Annotated in this window: 19 protein-coding genes; 7 read left to right on the plus strand and 12 right to left on the minus strand. The window is 61.3% G+C overall.

What is annotated here, in order from left to right:
* Positions 1 to 26: 26 nt before the first annotated feature.
* The 3 genes from A9K68_RS13835 to A9K68_RS13845 all read right to left on the minus strand — a co-directional run bounded on the left by A9K68_RS13835 (position 27) and on the right by A9K68_RS13845 (position 3,487).
* Positions 27 to 1,139, minus strand: coding sequence for an ABC transporter substrate-binding protein (locus A9K68_RS13835; protein WP_065006765.1), 1,113 nt, complete (start codon positions 1,137 to 1,139; stop codon positions 27 to 29).
* Between the two features lie 91 nt (positions 1,140 to 1,230).
* Positions 1,231 to 2,325 (minus strand): ABC transporter ATP-binding protein, encoded by a 1,095-nt coding sequence (locus A9K68_RS13840; protein ID WP_065006678.1) that lies wholly within the window; start codon positions 2,323 to 2,325, stop codon positions 1,231 to 1,233.
* 274 nt (positions 2,326 to 2,599) lie between these two features.
* Positions 2,600 to 3,487 (minus strand): LysR substrate-binding domain-containing protein, encoded by an 888-nt coding sequence (locus A9K68_RS13845; RefSeq protein WP_029350660.1) that lies wholly within the window; start codon positions 3,485 to 3,487, stop codon positions 2,600 to 2,602.
* Between the two features lie 76 nt (positions 3,488 to 3,563).
* On the opposite strand from A9K68_RS13845, the gene A9K68_RS13850 reads away from it, so the two are divergent.
* Together A9K68_RS13850 and A9K68_RS13855 are read left to right on the plus strand one after the other, a co-directional pair.
* Entirely contained in the window at positions 3,564 to 5,159 is a 1,596-nt protein-coding gene (locus A9K68_RS13850; protein WP_065006679.1) for a peptidase M20, read from the plus strand.
* A 22-nt stretch (positions 5,160 to 5,181) separates the two neighbouring features.
* Positions 5,182 to 6,114, plus strand: a complete 933-nt coding sequence (locus A9K68_RS13855) for a dimethylarginine dimethylaminohydrolase family protein (protein ID WP_065006680.1) — start codon at positions 5,182 to 5,184, stop codon at positions 6,112 to 6,114.
* 88 nt (positions 6,115 to 6,202) lie between these two features.
* Here A9K68_RS13855 and A9K68_RS13860 read toward each other — a convergent pair whose 3' ends face one another.
* From A9K68_RS13860 to A9K68_RS13870, 3 genes are all read right to left on the minus strand, one after another.
* A complete protein-coding gene (locus A9K68_RS13860) occupies positions 6,203 to 6,604 on the minus strand; it encodes a GNAT family N-acetyltransferase (RefSeq protein ID WP_246811371.1) in 402 nt (133 codons plus the stop codon).
* A 251-nt stretch (positions 6,605 to 6,855) separates the two neighbouring features.
* Positions 6,856 to 7,239, minus strand: a complete 384-nt coding sequence (locus A9K68_RS13865; protein ID WP_065006681.1) for an SgcJ/EcaC family oxidoreductase — start codon at positions 7,237 to 7,239, stop codon at positions 6,856 to 6,858.
* Between the two features lie 153 nt (positions 7,240 to 7,392).
* The gene (locus A9K68_RS13870) at positions 7,393 to 8,142 is read right to left on the minus strand and encodes a glucose 1-dehydrogenase (RefSeq protein WP_065006682.1); all 750 of its coding nucleotides are present in this window, start codon (positions 8,140 to 8,142) and stop codon (positions 7,393 to 7,395) included.
* Between the two features lie 97 nt (positions 8,143 to 8,239).
* Between A9K68_RS13870 and A9K68_RS13875 the strand changes: the two genes are divergently transcribed.
* Positions 8,240 to 9,133, plus strand: a complete 894-nt coding sequence (locus A9K68_RS13875; RefSeq protein WP_065006683.1) for a LysR family transcriptional regulator — start codon at positions 8,240 to 8,242, stop codon at positions 9,131 to 9,133.
* Between the two features lie 43 nt (positions 9,134 to 9,176).
* Here the strand turns inward: A9K68_RS13875 and A9K68_RS13880 are convergent, their stop codons facing one another.
* Positions 9,177 to 9,599 carry a VOC family protein gene (locus A9K68_RS13880; protein ID WP_065006684.1) on the minus strand — a complete coding sequence of 141 codons (423 nt, stop codon included), beginning with the start codon at positions 9,597 to 9,599 and terminating at the stop codon, positions 9,177 to 9,179.
* 212 nt (positions 9,600 to 9,811) lie between these two features.
* On the opposite strand from A9K68_RS13880, the gene A9K68_RS13885 reads away from it, so the two are divergent.
* From A9K68_RS13885 to galE, 4 genes are read left to right on the plus strand one after another with little or no spacing between them, the layout of a single operon-like run.
* Entirely contained in the window at positions 9,812 to 11,014 is a 1,203-nt protein-coding gene (locus A9K68_RS13885; protein WP_065006685.1) for an MFS transporter, read from the plus strand.
* A gap of 15 nt (positions 11,015 to 11,029) precedes the next feature.
* Positions 11,030 to 11,377 carry a hypothetical protein gene (locus A9K68_RS13890; protein ID WP_156768201.1) on the plus strand — a complete coding sequence of 116 codons (348 nt, stop codon included), beginning with the start codon at positions 11,030 to 11,032 and terminating at the stop codon, positions 11,375 to 11,377.
* Between the two features lie 11 nt (positions 11,378 to 11,388).
* The gene (locus A9K68_RS13895) at positions 11,389 to 12,363 is read left to right on the plus strand and encodes a UDP-glucuronic acid decarboxylase family protein (RefSeq protein WP_065006686.1); all 975 of its coding nucleotides are present in this window, start codon (positions 11,389 to 11,391) and stop codon (positions 12,361 to 12,363) included.
* The gene (gene galE / locus A9K68_RS13900) at positions 12,360 to 13,334 is read left to right on the plus strand and encodes a UDP-glucose 4-epimerase GalE (protein WP_065006687.1); all 975 of its coding nucleotides are present in this window, start codon (positions 12,360 to 12,362) and stop codon (positions 13,332 to 13,334) included. The genes A9K68_RS13895 and galE overlap by 4 nt, the downstream gene beginning before the upstream one ends.
* A gap of 245 nt (positions 13,335 to 13,579) precedes the next feature.
* Here the strand turns inward: galE and A9K68_RS13905 are convergent, their stop codons facing one another.
* The 5 genes from A9K68_RS13905 to A9K68_RS13925 form a co-directional block, all read right to left on the minus strand.
* The gene (locus A9K68_RS13905) at positions 13,580 to 14,815 is read right to left on the minus strand and encodes an ABC transporter ATP-binding protein (protein WP_065006688.1); all 1,236 of its coding nucleotides are present in this window, start codon (positions 14,813 to 14,815) and stop codon (positions 13,580 to 13,582) included.
* 5 nt (positions 14,816 to 14,820) lie between these two features.
* Positions 14,821 to 16,449, minus strand: a complete 1,629-nt coding sequence (locus A9K68_RS13910; RefSeq protein WP_065006689.1) for a glycosyltransferase — start codon at positions 16,447 to 16,449, stop codon at positions 14,821 to 14,823.
* Between the two features lie 241 nt (positions 16,450 to 16,690).
* Complete coding sequence (locus A9K68_RS13915; protein ID WP_163603030.1) at positions 16,691 to 17,641, minus strand: glycosyltransferase; 951 nt, start codon at positions 17,639 to 17,641, stop codon at positions 16,691 to 16,693.
* Between the two features lie 88 nt (positions 17,642 to 17,729).
* Positions 17,730 to 18,575, minus strand: a complete 846-nt coding sequence (locus A9K68_RS13920) for an ABC transporter permease (RefSeq protein WP_051695003.1) — start codon at positions 18,573 to 18,575, stop codon at positions 17,730 to 17,732.
* Positions 18,575 to 19,546, minus strand: coding sequence for a polysaccharide deacetylase family protein (locus A9K68_RS13925; protein ID WP_065006691.1), 972 nt, complete (start codon positions 19,544 to 19,546; stop codon positions 18,575 to 18,577). Before A9K68_RS13925 ends, A9K68_RS13920 begins: the two co-directional genes overlap by 1 nt.
* Positions 19,547 to 19,681: the final 135 nt, after the last annotated feature.

Raw genomic sequence — 19,681 nt, forward strand, 5'->3', positions numbered from 1 at the left:
CTCGGCCCCGGTTATCCCCGGTCCTATCAGGCGGAGATGATCTTCGTGTATTCGTCGAGTGCGGCCCCGTAGTTCTTGGCGTACCACTCCATGTCGAGCGCGATCTGCTTCTTCATGTTTTCGGGGTCGACCGGGTTGATGCGCTTCTTGTCGGCGGGGATCAGCGCGTCGGCGGCCGGGTTGGCCGGACCCTGGCCGAGCTTGTCGAACATAATGAGCTGCTTTTCCGGATCCTGGGCGCTGGCGATGAACTTCATCGCCGCGTCCTTGCCGCCGGGATTGCCCTTGAGCACCGCGAGCGCGCCGGGCGAGATCAGGCCCTGGTCCCAGATGAATTTGATCTTGCCGCCGGAATCCTGCTCGATCAGCGACGCCCGAGTCGACCAGACGATCGCCATCGAAGCCTCGCCATCGAGCAGCACGCTCTGGCTTTCGGCACCGCCGCCCCAATAGGCCACGACGTTTTCCTTGAAGGCGGCGATCTTGTCATGCGCGCGCTTGAGATCGAGCGGGTAGAGCGAGGCAGGCGCGACGCCGTCGGCGAGCAGTGCCGCTTCCCAGCTCGACACGCCCCATTTGTAGAGCGAGCGCTTGCCGGGGAATTTCGTCACGTCGAAGAAATCGGCCATCCCGGTCGGTGCCTGGCTGCCGAATTTCTCGGAATCATAGGCGATGACATAGGAGAAGAAATAGGTCGAGGCGGCGTGCTCCCAGCCGAAGCCCTCGCGCATCTTCTTCTTGTCGACGATCGAATAGTCGATCGGCTCGAGCATGCCTTGGGCGCCGAGGGTGATGGCCGAGAACGGGTCGACGTCGACCAGGTCCCAGGTCGGGGCGCCGCTCTTGAACTGCGCCGCGATCGCGCCTTCTGTCGGGCCGGAGCCATCCATCTTGACGGTGATGCCGGTCTCCTTGGTGAAGGCCTGGCCATAGGCCGCATCATAGGCGGTGATGGCGTCGCCGCCCCAATTGACCAGCACCAGTTCCTTGGCTTGCGCGAACGCGCCGGTCGAGCGCAGCAGGATCGGCGTGCCGGCCAGCACGAGTGCGGCCAGCTGCGTGAACTGCCGGCGCGAGATCTCACCGCGCGCCGCCCTGGCGGACAGCGTCTCGATAGAGTGTTTCTTGGTTTCGCTCATCTTTGAATTGTTTGTCATGTCAGTTCCCCTTTTTTGTCGTTGATACTTCCCGAAAGTCAGCTTGGCGAATTCAGCTTCGCCACGCCAATCGTCATTGTCCTCCGTCCGGAAGGAGGAAACCTTTTTCCGCCGGCCATGTCAGCCACACGGAATTGCCCTTGCTGAGTGCCGACGCTGCGACCTCGTTCGGCACCGAGACCGTCACCTTGGCGCCCTGGCGCGTCGTGAGATCGAGCCGCGTCGCGGCACCGAGATAGGTCGAAGCGACCGCAGTCGCGGCGATGCCGTTCTCGCCGGCGGCCGCTTCGGGTGCGATCGACATGTATTCGGGCCGGATCGCCAGGATGGCGTTGCTGCCGACGGCGCTTGCATTGCCGCGCAGCGTGATGGTGCGATCTTCGCATAGGCCGGTGGCGCCGTTGTCGGCGTTGCGCACGCCCTTCAGCGGCAGCATGTTGATCTCGCCGAGAAACTCGGCGACGAAACGGCTGGCCGGCCGGTCGTAAACCTCGTCAGGCGCGCCAACCTGCAGCAATTTGCCGTGGTTGAAGATGGCAACGCGCGACGATAGCGCCAGCGCCTCGCTCTGGTCATGGGTGACGAAGACGAAGGTGGTGCCGGTCTCCTGGTGCAGCCGCTTCATCTCGGCCTGCATCTGGCCGCGCAAGCCCTTGTCGAGCGCCGAGAACGGCTCGTCGAGGAGGAGCACGCCCGGCTCGAACACCAGCGCGCGTGCCAGCGCCACGCGCTGCTGCTGGCCGCCGGAAAGCTGCGACGGCAGTTTCTTCTCGTGGCCCTTCAGCCCGACGCGCTCGATCATCTCGCCGACACGTCGTTTGATCTCTGCCGACGATTTCTTGCGCACCTTGAGCGGGAAGGCGATGTTGGCCTCGACCGACATATGCGGGAACAGCGCGTAACCCTGGAAAACCATGCCGGCCGCACGCTGTTCGGCCGGCCGCTCGGTGATGTCGACGCCGTCGCTGTAAAGGCGACCGTCGGTCGGCTGCACGAAACCGGCAAGGATCATCAGGAAGGTGGTCTTGCCCGAACCGGAAGGCCCGAGGAGGGTCAGGAACTCACCGCGGCCGATATCGAGCGTCAGATCGTCCAGTGCACGGAAGGAGCCGAAGCTCTTGCCGATCCCGATTGCCTTGATCTCTGCGGCCCGGCCGGGTTGCTGCATCCTGCCTTTGTCCTCAATGCTGATTGAAATCGTAGGCAGGGCGGCGGCTCACCGCAACCGAATAGTTTTCGCCTGACCGGCAAATTTGATTCATCTATGGTGAGGTGTAGTGCCAAATCTCTCCCCTCGAGGGGGAGATGTCGCCGAAGGCGACAGAGGGGATCGCTGCGCGTGAGCGCCAACTTCCTCTTTCTTTGAAAGCCAGACCGGGCCGAGCCCAGCCGAAGCGACCTCTCTGGCCGCTCCGCGGCCATCTCCCCCTCGAGGGGGGAGATTAACGCTGGTTCTCCGACAGCTTCGACCGCAACCATCCACTGAATACATCCAGCACCGGGTGGCTCGCCTTGGCATGCTCTGAGACGAAGAAGTACGACCGCGGCGAACTGATCGCGATGTCGAAGGGGCGCACCAGTCGGCCTTCGCTCAGCGCCCGGCGGCTGGTCAACTCGTCGCCCATGGCGATGCCCTGGCCGGCGATCGCCGCCGAAAAGACCAGGTTCATGTCGGAAAAGAAGATGCCGCCCTCGATGTCCGGATTCTCGACCTTCGATAGCGCCAGCCACCGCGCCCAGTCCTCGGTGTCGCCGAGATGCAGCAGATTGGCGCGCAGCACGTCGGCCGGCTTGGAAAAGCCGCCGACTTTGTTGAGCAGCGTCGGGCTGCACAGCGGCGTAAACGAGATTTCGCACAATAGCTCGACCGCGCGGTTCGGCCAGTTGCCGACGCCGAAGGCGATGAAGGCGTCGGCTTCGGCATTGCTGACGTCGTCCAGCCGCCGCGGCGTCAGGATGCGCAGCGCGACATCGGGGTACATCTGCCGGAATTCGCCAATGTGAGTGCACAGGAACAGCGAGGCGAAACCCGGCGTGCAGCTGACGCTGAACGAGCCGCCGACGCCGGTGCCGGCGTGGCGAGTCACTGCGTCGCCCAGCACAGTCAGCGCCTTGCGCACGTCGCTGGCATAGCGCTGGCCGCGCGGAGTGAGCGCCACGCCCTTGCCGATGCGCTCGAGCAGATCGAAGCCGAGATCGCGTTCGAGCAGGCGAAGCTGATGGCTGACGGCGCTGCGGGTCAGATGCAGTTCGTCAGCAGCGCGCCAGACGCTGCCGTGACGGGCAAAACTGTCGAGGGCGCGCAGCGCCTGCGTCGATGGAATTCTCAAGAGGTGAACCGAATTTGCATGAGCCGGGAAAACATATCACTTTTTGGCGAGGCGCTTCACTGCTTTCTTCTCATCCATGGAGGAACCGGTGACGAACTCGGCCCAAGCGACCGCGCTTGCCTGTCTGGATGACATCCAGCCGTCGCTGTCGGCGTGGACGCGGACGATCTTCGATTTCGGCGAGACCGCCTGGCGCGAATACCAGTCGGCCGCCTGGTATGTGGAACGTCTGAAGCACGAAGGCTTTTCTGTGGAGGAAGGCTCTGGCGGCATGCCCACCGCCTTCTGCGCCCATTGGACCAACGGCGCCGGGCCGACCATCGGCATGTATGCCGAGTATGACGCCGTACCCGGCAATTGCCAGGATGCGGCGACAGTGAGGCGTCCGCGCCCGGGACTCGGCGAACAGGCCGGCGGCCACACCGATCCGCATTCCGGCCTCGGTATTGCCAGCCTTGGCGGGCTTTTGGCGACCAAAGCGGCGATGCAGCGGCACGGCATACCGGGCACGCTGCGCTTCACCGGCGAGCCGGCGGAGAAGGTGCGGGGATCGAAGCCGATTCATGCGGCAAAGGGCTATTATGACGGGCTTGCCGGCATGATCTCCTTTCATCCCTTCTACATGCTGCCGCTCTGCAACACGGCGCGCTGGGACACGCATTGCGGTGCCGCCTACGCGATGATCTACCGCTTTGTGTGCGACGAACCCGAAAATTGGGTTCGCGCAAGCGATGGTGCACCGATTCCGCAGGCGCATTCGGCGGTCAGGGCGCCGGGTGCCAACGACGCGCTCATGATGATGTACATGGCGTCCAAGGCGCTACGCGATTCCATGCTGCCGCATCAGGGCGGCTGGTCGATCAGCGAGGCGATCCTGACGGCGGGGCAGGCGACCGCCGACAATCTGCCGGCGGGGCTGGCCGAGATCCAGTACATGATCCGCGTGCCGACGCCTGCGATGGCCGAGCAGGTGACCGCCGTGCTCGACCGCAATGCGGAAGCCGCCGCGAAAATGAGCGGCTGCCGCCATGAGCGGCACTGGGTGTCGAAGTCGCGTCCGGGGCTGGCCAATCACGCCATGGCTGATATCGCCTATGAGGCGCTGTCGACGGTCGGGCCACCGCGCTGGGACGAGACGGCCAAGGCGATCGCCCGCGAAATCCAGGTCAATGCCGGCGGCGCGACGACCGACGAGCCGTTCATAGCCGAGATGGAGCACCTGATTGCGCCGCAGGATGCGGAGGCGATCCTGCGCCGCGACTTGCCGCCGTCGCAGCTCAATTCGACCTCGGATGATTACACCGACATGTCATGGCACGCGCCGACGGCGCGGTTCTATGTCGCCCGCCCGGCGCTGCGTTCGCGGAACGGCCACGTCTATCCGTCCTGGGCGATGAACGCGCTGGGCGGTATTTCCGCCACGATCGATCCGATGGTCACCTGCGCGTCGAAGACGATTGCGCTGGCAGCACTTCGCCTGCTGGAAGACAAGTCCGCGCGCGATGCGGCAGTGGGCGAATTCGTCGCCCGCACCGGTGGCGGCATTGGCGGCAGCAATTGGCTGGCGCCACTTTGCGACTACGACCCGCCGATCCATTTCCGCTGGCCGGAATATGTCACCACCCCGCGCGGACGGGACTGGTGGATACCAAGCAACCCGCAAGCCGCGTGATCAACCAAGCGAGGAGAACCCCATGACCGTTCATGACCGTATCGTAGCAGAACCGTTTTCGTTGCAACGCCGCAATCCGGCCGGCGGCACCAAGCCGCTGACTACTTGGGGCTTCGCCAACGAGACCGATGTCTTGACCGACGTCCTGCTCGGCTCGCCCAATTTCCTGCGCCACCTCTCGACCAGCTCGCTGTCGCGCAAACATCTGCGCGAGGCGCCGTGCAACGTCCAGATCGCGCAGGCGCAGCACAAGGATCTGGTCGCCGCCTATGAGCATTTCGGCGTCAACATCCACTGGCACGAGCCGACGCCGGAACTGCCGATGCAGGTGTATTCGCGCGATTCAAGCGTCATGACACCGTACGGCGTCATCATCACCGCGATGGCCAACTGGTGGCGGCGCGGCGAGAACTATGCGGCGATCCGCACTTATGAGAAGCTCGGCATCCCGATCTACGACATGGTCACCGCGGGCACTTTCGAGGGCGGCGACTTCAACGTCATCGAGGACGGCGTGGTGCTGATCGGCTGCGGTGGCGCCCGCACGCAGGAGGAGGGCGCGCGCCAGGTCCAGGCCTGGTTCGACAAGGAGGGTTGGGAAACCCGCATCGCCTTCATCGACGAATACTATGTCCATATCGACCTAATGGTGGTGCCAATCGCCGAGAAGCTGACCGCCGTCTGCCTCGCCTGCACGGAGCCGGGCATCGTCGATTGGCTGAAGGGCAAGGGCCACGAGATCATCGACGTGCCGTTCCAGGACACGATGGCACTCGGCTGCAACTTCATGTCGCTGGGCAAGGACAGGGTGATCGCGCCGACGTCCAGCCAAACGCTAATCGGCCAGCTCAAGGCACGTGGCTTCGAGGTCGCGGCGGTCGATATGAGCGAGATCTCGAAGACCGGAGGCGGCATCCATTGCATGGCGCAGGCGCTGAAGCGCGAGCCGGCCTGAGGGGCAGGTGCGAAGCCGGGTCTGACAATCGGCGCCTCATTCCAGCGTTTTGCGCAAGAAAATGCGGGCGTGACCGTCGTTGCCGAACTCAACCCGGCCAAATTCGTCGTAGCCGTGCCGGAGATAGAAATCCCGGAGCGTGGCAGCTGCTTGTCTCGACGACGACACGCATGCAGCCGCGGCTTCTCGCTTCCTCCTCGACCACCGCGAGAAGCCGTGCACCTTGCGATCTCCCGCGTACGCGCTCCGGCAGGAAAAACATATCGAGAAACAACAACCCAAGCTCAGTCCGGCCCCAAAGGCCGCCCAATACCTCTCCCGAAGAGCTGCAAAGCTCCGCGCCGACCGGCATTCTGTCGTCGATCCCGGTCTTCTCGATATTGTAGCGGTAGAGAGAAGCGGCGGCCCGTTCCTTTGCCTCGAGGTTCGGTGCCCGGAGGTCCGGTGCATGCGTCAGCCGGACCGTCCATTCCCCGCTGTCGTTCGTCATCGCATGGCGCTCCTCCGTTGCCGCAACATAGGGCAGAGATGGTCAACGCAAATGCCGGCTCGATCGGTGCCCGCCACTTCCATCTCTGCGTGAGATCAGCACACAACCGCTTAGATAGCGTGGTGCGAAACGCACACTTCGCCTCCATAGCCGATGTCAAGCCGAACGCCCTGTTGCCGGTGTGATCAGGTGGAGGAGGCTGATCAGGGCGACCTGCATCGCATCCGGTGCAGAGACGCAGGAGACCGGCTCTAGCTTTGCGCAGTCAGCAGGTTTGCGTCGCGCGCGAGCCGCCACTCACCGTCAGCCTCCTTGCGTAGGAGCGTCAGCGTGTATCCCGATTGACGCACCGGCTTCCCGTTCGGCGGCGTCGCGGTCATATCGATACGGCCGCGCATGAAGGCCCAGTCGCCGAGAAGCTGTAGTTCAACGATCTCGTTCGTGCCATCGACATGAACGCCGGCCATCTCCTGCGCGGCCGCCGCGAAGATCTCCTTGTCGAAGGGTTCCCGGCCGGGAACCATGAAGATCGCGTCGTCCGTCATCAGGCTGAGGACGGTCGCGGTGTCTCCACGCTTGCTCGCATCCATCCACGTCTCGACCAGCTTTCGGATTGCTCTTTCGTCGTCCGTCATCCGTTATCTCCCTACCTTCTCGCCGTCATCGATACCGCACGGCGCTCCTCCCTCGCCGCAACATAGGGCTTAGATCGCTCCCGTCATCGATTGCGGTGTTTTATCGACGTCGCGCTGCCTGGGGCGTGAAACGCCCGGTCCGCGGCTCTATGCTTACCGCCAGCCGCCCGAGGCGGTGATGCGCTCGCCGGTCAGCCAGGACGCGTCGTCGGAGGCTAGGAACACCGCGATGCGGGCGATGTCGTCGGGCTGGCCGAAGCGCCCGAGCGGGGTCATGGCGACGATCTGGCTTTCGAATTCGCTGCCGACGATGCCGATGCGTTTCAGACCCTCAGTGTCGACGCCGCCTGGGGCGATGGCGTTGACGCGAATGTTGCGTGCGCCCAATTCTCTCGACATGGACAGCGTGATCGAATCCACCGCGCCCTTGGTGGCGGCGTAGACCAGGGAGTTCGGCTGCGGATTGAAGCTGGCGACCGAGCTGATGTTGATGACGCTGCCCCCTCCGGCACCGAAATGGTTCACCGCTTCCCGGATGGTCAGGATAGTGCCCAGCACATTGGTGTCGAATTCGCGGTGAAACTCGGCCTCGGTCACCGCTTCCAGCGGTTCGAATGCGAAGACGCCGGCATTGTTGACCAGGATGTCCACCGCACCGAACGACGATTTGGCCGCCTCGAACAGGCGGCGCACGTCGGCCGCTTGCGACACGTCGCCGTGGACGGCAACAGCTCGGCCGCCTGCGTCCTTGATCTCGGCAACGACGCGGTCCGCATCTTCCCGCGACGAGGCGTAGTTGACGACCACGGCGGCACCGGCCGCCGCAAGACCCTTGGCGATGCCGGCGCCGATACCCTTGGAGGCGCCGGTGACGATGCCAACCTTGCCGTTCAGCTTGCTCATCAAATCTCTCCTTTGTCGATGATGAGCGGTATTTAATGGTGCTCGGATAGCGTATTAGGATTACCTCGATCGGTTCTTTCGTGCCTGGAATTCTTGAATGACCACAATCCTCGAAAAGACCGCTGGTCTTGTCGCCTTCGTGCGCACGGTCGACGCCGGCTCGTTCCATGCCGCCAGCCGGTTGCTCGGCTCCAGCCCGTCGGCGGTGTCGAAGAGCGTGGCGCGGCTCGAGCGGCGGCTGGGGGTCAGGCTGATCCAGCGCTCGACGCGTCGGCTGGGACTGACCAGCGAAGGCCTCGCCTATTACGAGCGGGTCGCGCCTTTGCTGAGAGCGCTGGACGATGCCGAGGATATCGTTCAGATGGCGGATATGGCGCGCGGCCTGCTGCGCGTCACGGCAGCCGTGGAACTCGGGCGTGGCCTGATCGCCGCATGGGCGCAAGCGTTCCTGGCTCGGCACGACGAGGTGAAACTGGAGCTCAGCGTCACCGACCGCCACGCCGACCTGATCCGCGAAGGCTATGACGTCGCGGTGCGCATGGGAGCGCTGACGGACACCGGGCTCATCGCGCGCAAGATCGCCAATCTGCCGATCGTGCTGGTGGCGTCGCCGGCCTATGTCGAACGGCGTGGCCGGCCGGCCTCGATCGAGGATTTGCAGAGCCACGACTTCGTCCGTTACCAGATGGCCGGCCGGCCCTATCCCGTCACATTGGCCGACGGCACGGTGATCGTGCCGAAGGGGCGGCTCGATACCAATGACGACGGCACCATCCGTCAAGCGGCGCTTGCCGGAGCCGGCATCGCGCATCTGATGCAGTTTGCCGTGCAGGACGATCTCGACGCCGGCCGTCTGGTCCGCATCCTGCCCGAGGTGGCGATGCCGACCATGCCGGTGCACATCGTCCATGCGTATGGGCGACAGCTACCGGTCCGCGCCCGGCTGTTCGTCGACTTCCTGGCGGGCCGGATGGCGGTGCTGACGCGATAGGATAGGTCGGGACGGCCTCCGCCGTCGATCCGTCACCCGGTCATCAGAACGCAATCTTCACCGAGGCGGCGCTGCGGTTCGCCGGCCTGTGAAAGACGGCCTCGATGTTATTGCCGTCGGGATCGAGCAGGAAGGCGGCATAGTAGCCGGGGTGGTAGTGCTGCCGCTCGCCCGGTGCGCCATTGTCCGTGCCGCCGGCCTCGAGGCCGGCCTTGTAGAAGGCGTCGACCATCGCGCGGTCCTTTGCCTGGAAGGCAAGGTGGTGGCGCCCCGTCAGTTTTCCCTGGGCCGCCCGGCTGTCGGCGCTCGAAACGAACAGTTCGTCTGCCCAGAAATAATCCTCGGCGCTGCCGCCGATCGGAACATTGAGCACCTTGAAAACCGACTCGTAGAAGCGGCGGCTGGCCTTGAGATCCCTGACCACCAGCTGGACGTGGTCGATGAGACGGCCGCGATGAAGTTCCATGCCTGTTAGCTCCTGATCGCCAGGTTGGAAATCTAGCTCGGGGCGGTGCACGGTCAATGCAATGGAGCAATTGAGTGGCGCGATTTCCTGACTGGATAAAAAATGCAACCGGATTGTAGGATTCGAAATGTCGCCATCGTCCTTCGGACGCAAGCGGTGTGACGAAGCTCGAAAGAAGTCGCGCCGTGTCCAAACGATCTCGGGAGAAAAATATGAGCCTTTCCTATCGTTGGGTCATCGTCGCGGCTGGCGCCCTGATGACCTGTGTCGCCCTCGGGGCGATGTTCTCGCTGGCGATCTTCCTCGAACCGATGGCGCTCGACACAGATTGGTCGCGTGCCGGCATATCGAGCGCGATGACGCTGAACTTCCTGGTAATGGGCCTCGGCGGCTTCGCCTGGGGCGCCATTTACGATCGCTACGGCGCTCGCATTGTCGTGATAATAGGTGCGGTGCTGCTCGGGCTGGCGCTGGTGCTGGCCAGCCGCACCGGCTCGCTGCTTGTCTTCCAGATCACCTATGGCGTGCTCGTCGGCCTCGCGGCAAGCGCCTTCTTTGCGCCGATGATCGCGCTGACCACGGCCTGGTTTGACAAGAACCGCAGCCTTGCCGTTTCGCTGGTTTCGGCCGGCATGGGCGTGGCACCCATGACGATCTCGCCCTTCGCGCGCTGGCTGATCTCGGCCTATGACTGGCGCACAGCCATGTTCGTCATCGGCGTCGCGGCCTGGGCACTGCTGGTGCCGGCCGCATTGCTGGTGCGTCAGCCGCCCAAGCCTGCCGCTGACGGCGCCGACTCCGATCTTGCCGCCGACGATACCGGCATGTCGGTTCCGCAGGCGCTGCGCTCGCCGCAGTTCATCGTTCTGGCACTGACCTTCTTTGCCTGCTGCGCGGCGCATTCCGGGCCAATCTTCCACATGGTGAGCTATGCGATGCTGTGCGGCATAGCGCCAATGGCGGCGGTCAGCATCTACAGCATCGAGGGCCTGGCGGGGCTGGGCGGCAGGCTTTTATACGGCGTGCTTGCCGACCGGCTGGGGGTCAAGCCGGTGCTGATTACCGGTCTGGCGATACAGTCCGTGGTCATCGCTGCCTATCTCGCCGTCAGTGAGCTTGGTCAATTCTACACGCTCGCCGTCATCTTCGGCGCCACCTATGGCGGCGTGATGCCGCTCTATGCGGTGCTGGCGCGCGAATATTTCGGCCAGCGCATCCTCGGCACGGTGTTTGGTGCTGTGACCATGCTGTCCAGCATCGGCATGGCCTTCGGCCCGCTCGCCGGCGGCATGGTGTTCGATGCCTATGCCAGCTATTCCTGGCTGTTCATCGGCTCGGCCCTGGTCGGGCTCGGCGCGGTGGCGGTGGCGATCGCCTTCCCGCGGCTGCCGCGCAGGGAGTTGCAACCGGCGTAGCACGGCGGAGAGAGGATGCAGGGGGTCGAAAGTGGACATCGCCTATGTCAGCTTTTGACCCCCAATCGCGAGGCGTTTATCGGCGGTGATAGGAGCCGGGTCAAGACTGTGCAGGATCTCCCTTATTTAGCAATCGATCATGCTGCGGCGCAGCGCGTTCACGTCCAAATGCCGATTGCCGGCAAGCCGACGTTCGGACGAAAACCGTCAAAACGGGCGAATGATCGGTTTTTTCGCGTATTTTTGCGCACACCTCACGCGACCATTTCAAGTGCGTTAACATTTTGTGTTTGCTGCGCAGCATTTTTTTCCTATCCTCGCCGCAGGGCTTTGCGCATTCGATTGCGTGAAGAACTGGCGTGAGGACCCCAAAAATGCAGCAGGCAAAGCGAGTCTTGGTGACGGGGGGCGCAGGTTTTCTGGGATCGTTCTTATGCGAGCGGTTGCTTACTGAAGGCCACGAGGTTGTATGCGTCGACAATTTCTTCACAGGAAGTCGGAGAAACGTCTCGCATTTGCTCGACAACAGATCCTTTGAGATCATTCGTCACGACGTGACATTTCCGCTCTACATAGAAGTTGATGAAATATACAACCTCGCTTGCCCGGCAAGCCCGGTTCACTATCAGTTCGATCCGGTCCAGACGACAAAGACCAACGTCCATGGGGCGATCAATATGCTGGGCCTCGCCAAGCGGGTTCGCGCAAAGATCCTTCAGGCGTCCACGTCTGAAGTCTACGGCGATCCCGAGATTCACCCGCAGACCGAGGACTATTGGGGCAGGGTAAACCCGATAGGTCCCCGTTCCTGTTACGACGAAGGCAAGCGGTGTGCCGAAACCCTGTTTTTCGACTATTGGCGGCAGCACAGGCTGCGGATCAAGGTAGCGCGTATCTTCAACACTTACGGTCCGAGGATGCGTCCGGACGACGGCCGCGTCATTTCCAACTTCATCGTGCAGGCACTACGAAACAAGCCGATAACCGTGTACGGCACCGGCCAGCAGACACGCTCATTTTGCTACGTCAATGATCTCATCGACGGTCTGGTTCGCCTGATGGACACGGTCGACGATGTTACCGGTCCAATCAATCTCGGCAACCCGGTCGAATTCACGATGCTCGAACTTGCCAATCTCGTGATCGAACTTACCGGAAGCCGATCCGAGATCAGGTTTTTACCTTTGCCCATCGATGACCCAAGGCAGCGACAGCCTAATATCGGGTGTGCCTTGCGCGATCTCAACTGGAAGCCAAGCATTGCATTGCGCGATGGTCTCGTCACCACCATTGCCTATTTCGATGACTTGGTCTCATCGGGATATGCTCCGTCCGCTGCAGCCGAATGAAAACAGTCTTGGTCACTGGCGGGGCGGGCTATATCGGCTCACACTGTTCCAAGGCATTCGCTGAATCCGGTTGGTCGGTCATTGCGTATGACAACCTCTCGCGCGGTTGGCGCGACGCGGTCAAATGGGGACCGCTTGTCGAGGGCGATATTTGCGATGTCGCAGCGGTGGCAGGAGCGCTGCACCAGTATCGGCCGGATGTGGTGGCGCATTTCGCCGCTTACGCCTATGTCGGCGAGTCCGTCGAGCGCCCGGAACTCTACTACCGAAATAACAGTTTTGGGACGCTGGTCTTGCTCGAGGAAATGCTGAAGATCGGCGTCGACAAGCTGATCTTGTCGAGCACCTGCGCGTCTTACGGGGTTCCGATTCGTTCTCCGATTGACGAAACGCATCCGCAGTCGCCCATCAATCCCTATGGATGGTCGAAATTCATCGTAGAACGAATGGTGGACAATCTTTCGGATGCCCATGGCCTCAACGCGGTTGTGCTCCGGTATTTCAACGCTGCCGGATGTGATCCGGACGGCGACATCGGTGAGCGGCATGAACCGGAAACGCATGTCATTCCGCTCGCTATCGAGGCGGCGGTTAGGTCGGGCCGGATTTTCACCATTAATGGCACCGACTTCGACACAAGGGACGGAACCGCTGTGCGGGACTATGTCCACGTCACCGATCTCGCCCGTGCGCATGTTCTGGCAGGGGAGAAGCTTCTGCGCGATGCGGGAGTCCACGTCTACAATCTCGGCACCGGAACCGGAACTACGGTGAACGAGTTGGTCGAGGCGGTGAGCCGGGCTTCGGGAACGCGCCTTCCGGTGGCCTACGGTCCGCGCAGGGCAGGTGACCCTCCTGCGCTTGTAGCCGCGGCCGGCAAGGCGGCCCGGGAACTCGGCTGGATGCCTGAGCAATCCGGAATCGACCGGATCGTGGAAACGGCGCTGGCCTGGTATCGCAGCCGGTCGTGACGATCCTTTTTGCGGAAGAGCGCTACCGCCTGGTCAATAGGCGATCGAGAGCAGCGGCGGCTGCGGCAAGCGAGAAATTTTTCCTCCATTCGTCTTCGCGGTGCCTGACCGAGGCCTTCCCGCAAGCCCGGATTGTCCTTCAGTCTTTGCAGGACGCGCGCGATTGATTTCAGCGTGCGGTCGCGCGGTCGACGGATTGAACTACGTCGAAGATTCATTTCGCCAGGACGTCACTCCACGCGCCTTCAATCCACCTTAAGCAACTGGGCAGAATGCGACAGTCGCACAATCCCGTGCTCTTTCAGATATGGCCAATAGGAGTCATTGACTGTTGCTGCAACAACGTCGAACGTTAGCAAGTTCTCGCTTGCGAGGTCCGGGTCATCCTCTCCCCACGCATAGAGAGCCGCTCCAGCGGTATAAGTGCCTGGCAACAATCCCAACGATCGCACGCTGAATACGACCTTGGCCTGCCCAACTATGTCAAATTGGCCAACACCTTCCGCGAGGCTTTCGAGCACAGAGATCAAGTTGCCTTCCTGATCAAAAATCTGGATATGAACCACGCTTCGGTGAAACGAATTCCTCGCGCCCAGCTTCAGCACAAAATCGTAATCGCCGCCAAACTTGAGTTGGCTGCATCGCTCGCGCGTACCCGGATACACAATAGCCACCTGCATCCAGAGGTCTTCATCGCCAACGCGCTCGGAACCGTTGCTGCTCAAGGTGGTGTTCGACAGGTACGCATCGATGATCGATGATGCCTCGCCAAAATCCTTCAGAAGGCCGCGGTCCAGATAAATCGCTTTTGTGCAATGCTGCCGAACCATGGCCATGTTGTGGCTCACGAACAGCACGGTCCGACCTTCACCCGCGACGTTCTTCATCGTGCCGATACATTTCCTTTGAAATTCAGCATCGCCGACAGCAAGCACCTCGTCGACGACGAGAATCTCCGGCTCCAGATGAGCAGCGATCGCGAAGGCAAGCCGAACATACATGCCGGACGAATAACGCTTGACCGGCGTTTCGAGAAAGCTGCCGATATCGGCAAAGTTGATGATGCGGTCTAGCTTACGCGTGATCTCGGCCTTACTCATGCCGAGGATCGCGCCGTTGAGGTAGATGTTCTCGATCCCGTCGAGATCCGGATGGAATCCGGCCCCTACCTCCAGCAAGCTTCCGATTCGGCCTCGCATCACCGCCTCGCCCTCATCCGGAGCCGTGATCGAGGTCAAAACCTTGAGCAGCGTGGTCTTTCCCGAGCCGTTGCGTCCGATGATACCGCACACGGTGCCAGTCGGAACGGAAAAAGTGATGTTCTTGATGGCGAAAAATTCGTTGAGGGAAGCTTGGGCTTCCCGCGAGCGCAAACGCGCGACAAGTTGTTCGACCTCCTCACGCAATGAGCGCACGCCGATCGCGCCGCGCCGGTAGCGCTTGGAAAGTCCTCGGACCTCAACGGCTGGTAATTCTGTCATCGATCTCAAGCCGTCACATTTGTGGTTCGACCACCGGGTTGATCCGCGGTCAGCCCGTCCTTCACGACGCGCGCCGTGACAACGATGGGATAGGCGGTATCCCGGACGTCGAGCTTCTGGTCAGAAACTTCTTCCTTGGCGAGTCCCTGGAGAAAACAAACTGCCGCAAAGACGTTGCCGTGGGTTTCGAGCGCCATGTTCGCCGTGCTGAAGGATTTCGCAAGCAACTTCGCCAACGCCGCCTGCGTCAATGACCAGAACCACGTGCTGCCCCACTCGCCGCGATCGACCGCGGTGATGCCAGGAACAGTTAGCAGCAGCACGCCCCCGGGCTTGAGCGCTTCGGCCAGTGCAGCGACCGCGGCCGACATGTCGAAGATCAGATGAAGTGTTTGCGTGAGGATGATGCAATCGAAGGCGTTTGACGGCAGCACTCCGGGCTGCGACAGGTCGCCTATGATGGTCGCGTTTGGATCATCGGGATCAACATGCAGCACGTCGCTCTTGACGACATGAGCACCGCCAAAATGCATCGTGTAGCTGTTATCGCCGATTTCCAGCACACGGCCATGTATGTCGGCCGCATTCAATTGTAAGAAATTCTCGATATAATACCGATCTATTGGCTTGCCGCGATCATATCCAAATGAGTGGCTCATCGGCATCGTGCGTGCGAAATCCCCAAACCGCACCGAACCGACGCGCGGAGCCCGCCGATCGGCGCCGGAAGCGCCGAGCAGCCGTTGCACATGCCTGCCGACCTTGCGTGTGATCTTAAATGCCGCCGTTTGCAGCGTGATCGGCGGCGACATCTGCAAAGCCTGCCGCAGCATGCGAATCGCTTTGGCGGGTTCGGCGCGGATCGCGCGCAAGGCATCAGTAGTCACCTCTCCGGTATAGTAGGTCTTCCAGAACCGCCTACCATCGCGGACTGCAAGACGCACATCGTCGTCAACCGGACCTGCCAACTGCTTGTCAAGCACCGACAATGCTGCAGCGAGCATCATCGATCGATTCTTCGACATGTTGTCGCCGTGCATGCGATATTCGGCGACGACATCGTCGTGCGTTACAATCGAACCGCGCCGGGCGATTCGCAAGAATAGCTCATAGTCTTCGCAGGACCGCATTGAAACGTCGAACCCGCCTATGGCCGCGAGCCTCTCCCGCCGATAAACCACGGTCGCATGCATCGCAATGAAGTTTCCCGTCCGCAGTAACTGAAGATAAGGATCTTCGACAAGCGCGACGTGATGCTTGTCTGACTCGATTGCACCGCTTCCATTGATGAAGCGATGAGCTCCGTAAGAGAGAACCGCATCTGGATGCGCAACCAGCACTCGCACGCCCGTCTCCATGGCATTTGGAAGGAGACGATCATCCGCGTCCAGAAAGGTGATGTAATCGGATCTGGAAGCCGCCAGTCCGGTGTTTCGGGCGGCCGCGAGCCCGCAATTGTCCTGCCTGATCAGGCGCACGCCTGGATGACGCTCGACAACCGATGCCGGATTGTCGGTGGATCCGTCGTCGACGACAATAATTTCATCGATCGGCCGGCTTTGATGAAGACAGCTCTGAATGGCTTCCTCGAGAAAGCGAGTATGGTTGTAAGTTGTTATGACGACTGCGATCATGAAACAGCCAAATTCTCCTTAGCTTCGCAGAGAGGCAACGGGCTGGTGTTCGTTGCCAGAAATCGAACGCGGCCGTAGGCCTCACAAACAGAATTTTGGCACAGAAATGATGAACACTCGTTCGTTTTAGCACGTCGCCCCCAGCGAGGCGATGCGACTTGTCATTCACGTAAAACGGTATCGTTAGTATCAGACATCTCAGGCTCGGTCGCGATCCAATCCGCGCCACCGATCCCGCCCACTACTTCCGTGCTCTCGTCAGCAGCTTGAACACCTTCGACAGGGTGCGGCGTGGCGTCAGCCGCCGGGCGAACCGGCGTCCGGCTTCGATGGCGAGGTCAAACCTATCGCGAAGTGTCAGGGGCCGACGCTGGGCCGGATAGCGCGCAAATGCGAAGCGGAGCGCCCGCTGCAACTCCGGCGTCATCAATCCCGAGGCCGACGCATGCATCTCAACCCATTCGAGGAAGCCGATGCGAGCAGCATGCGGGCGCAGTCGATCATAGATGCCGGAAGCAGTCGCCTTGGCCGATGTCGAATCGAGGTGCTGCCTGTATCGGCCGGTGGGCGTGGATGTCACGAATACCGGATAGCGCAACAGCAGCTTCACTAGAAGGGTCTGGTCTTCGTAGAGCTCGAACGCCTCATCGAAGCCGCCCACCGCTACCAAAGCTTCGCGGTGAACCATGATCGAGCAGATGCACGGCACATGAGCCCGCTGGCGCACGATGACCTGGTCGAGCAGGTCGGGCGGCATGTGCAGACGGTTCGATTGGCGTGGCATCGAGTCGGTCCAGTTCCTGTGCGGCTCATCGGGGAACCACCACAGGGTCGGTCCGTAAAGGACCTTGGCGCGAGGATGCGCATCAAAGATCGCAAGTTCCGTCTCGAATTTTTCCGGCTCAAATATATCGTCGCCATCCAGGAACGTGAAGAACATGCCCGACGCCGCCGCGATTCCGGCATTGCGCGCCGCGGCGGCGCCGCGACGCTGGCCGTTCGATCGAAGGAAACGGATCCGCGGATCGCCGGTTGCTGCAGCCACCGCGATTGCAACGCTCCCGTCGGATGATCCGTCGTCAATAAGAAGCATTTCCCAGTCGGTGAAGGTTTGCACGCGCACGCTTTCGATCGCGTCCGGAAGAAACCGCTCGACATTGAGGAAAGGCGTGATGACGGAGATCAATGGCATCGGCGTCGTGCCCATTGTGCAGAATGCGCGGCGGCCGACGAATGGCGACCTTCACTCTCTACGGGGCCGCAAGGGTTGTCATTTCTCTTCACAGCATGTCCATGGCCGTTCGTTCGACGCGTTGAAAGATCACGACGCCGATGAACAGCACGACCGAGGTCGTGACAAGCGCTGCAGCGATTTGTGGCGCACCGACTGCCGAAGTGCCGAAGAAGCACCAGCGCCATTCATCAATTATGACAGCGAGCGGATTCAGAAATCCAGTCAGCGTCCGGTACTGCTCGGGAATAGCCGAAAAAGGAAAGATGATCGGCGTCACGAACAGCCAGATCTGAATGAGGAACGGAGTCATATGAGCTGTATCGCGGTACTTCGCGGTTGACGCTCCTAGACAAAGCCCAACAGCCAACGAGAATGCCGCGATCTGGATGATCACCAGCGGAAAGAACGCGAGGCGCCACGACAACCCGTCCACTTTTCCTGTCAGCTGGTACCAGAGCAAGAAGGCCAATGCGACGCCAAGCTGGATCGCCAGGGCCACACTGTTCGACAGCAGCGACGACACGGGAACGACGAGTCGCGGGAAGTAGATCTTGCTGAAAAGATGACCGTTAGCAATGAAGACCTGGCTCGCGGTGGAGACGACTTGGGAAAAATACGACCATAGCACCAGCGCTGTCAGATAAAAGATTGGCGCGGGATGGCCACCGGTTGAAATGCCCGCGATACCGCTGATGACGGTGGTCAAGGCTGCGGTAAGCGCCAGGGGCTGCAGGATCAGCCAAGCCGGACCAAGCAAGGTCTGCTTGTAGCGGACTTTGATGTCGCGCATCGCGAACAGGAGCAGCAGATCGCGATAGCGCCACAGGTGCCAGAAATCGAGGTCAAACCAGCCGCGTCGAGGAGTGATAATGGTAGTCTGCTGTGCGTTCATCAGAACAGATGATCCTCGATTTTTCGCAAAAATTCGTCCCCTGACCAGTTGCCGACATGCAATCGAGGTAAACGCAGCACGTCTGCCTCGGGCGCAACGCACCCGGCGCGCGTCGTGCATGCGAACTCAAATCCCGCTTTCCTGACGGCAGATACCGACAGAGCGTCATGGTCTCCGAATGGATATGCAAAAGAGAGAACGCGTTTTCCGGTCATTTGCTCACAGGCCGAACGGCCGTCGACGATCTCGCGAAGCTGGGTCGCGAAGGAATGGGCCGGAAGCGTGGGATGACTGACAGTATGACCGCCAATCGTGATCAGGTCGTCACTGATGTCACCAACTTCCGCGGGAGTCATAATACAGTGCTCTGGCCTGGCGTCGAGACCAACGCCCGCCCATTTCGCAATGTCTTCGACGTGTGCGTTCTGCCGCTCATGCGGCAGCGTTCGGAGCGCCGACCACACCTCCCGGTAGACTTTGTCACGGCCGGCCTGATCCACCATCTTCGGGATAGGCCAGTGATGCCTGCCTCCCTCGATCGTGATGTCGAGTTGGTCAGGCAGTTCAGGCGTCTCAAGACAGATGCGCGTGAGCGCATCCCACCAGAATTCTCTGCCGCTTCCTATTGCTCCCGTCGCAACAAACAGCGTCATCGGGCAGTCGTGACGCTGCAGGATAGGGCGAGCGTTGCTGTAGACGTCGTGATAGCCGTCGTCGAACGTGACAACCGCAAGCGGTTTGCCTGGCTTTCCCTGTGCGATGACATCGAACAGCTCATGCAAATGCACCACCCGCCGGCTCCGCGTCAGCGCTTCGATTTGTTCGTCGAACCTCGCCGGATGGACGGCTAGGTTCCACGGATCGACGGCGATATCTGCAACGCGATGGTACATCAGTATGATGGGAGCACGGCGCAGGCGTCGACGCCGCACCAGCCGACGAAGCTGCAGGAGAACGCGCGGGATCACCATCGTTCTCCCGCCGCAGGAAACGTAAAAACCACGGTCACGTCCGATCGCGGATGCCATCCCGATCGGCAGAAACGCGATACATGTGAGTGTTCAAGCATATAGTTGATGGCAATAAGACCATGAGGCCACGGGCAC

Source organism: Mesorhizobium sp. AA22 (assembly GCF_001672375.2).
Lineage (GTDB): Bacteria > Pseudomonadota > Alphaproteobacteria > Rhizobiales > Rhizobiaceae > Mesorhizobium > Mesorhizobium wenxiniae.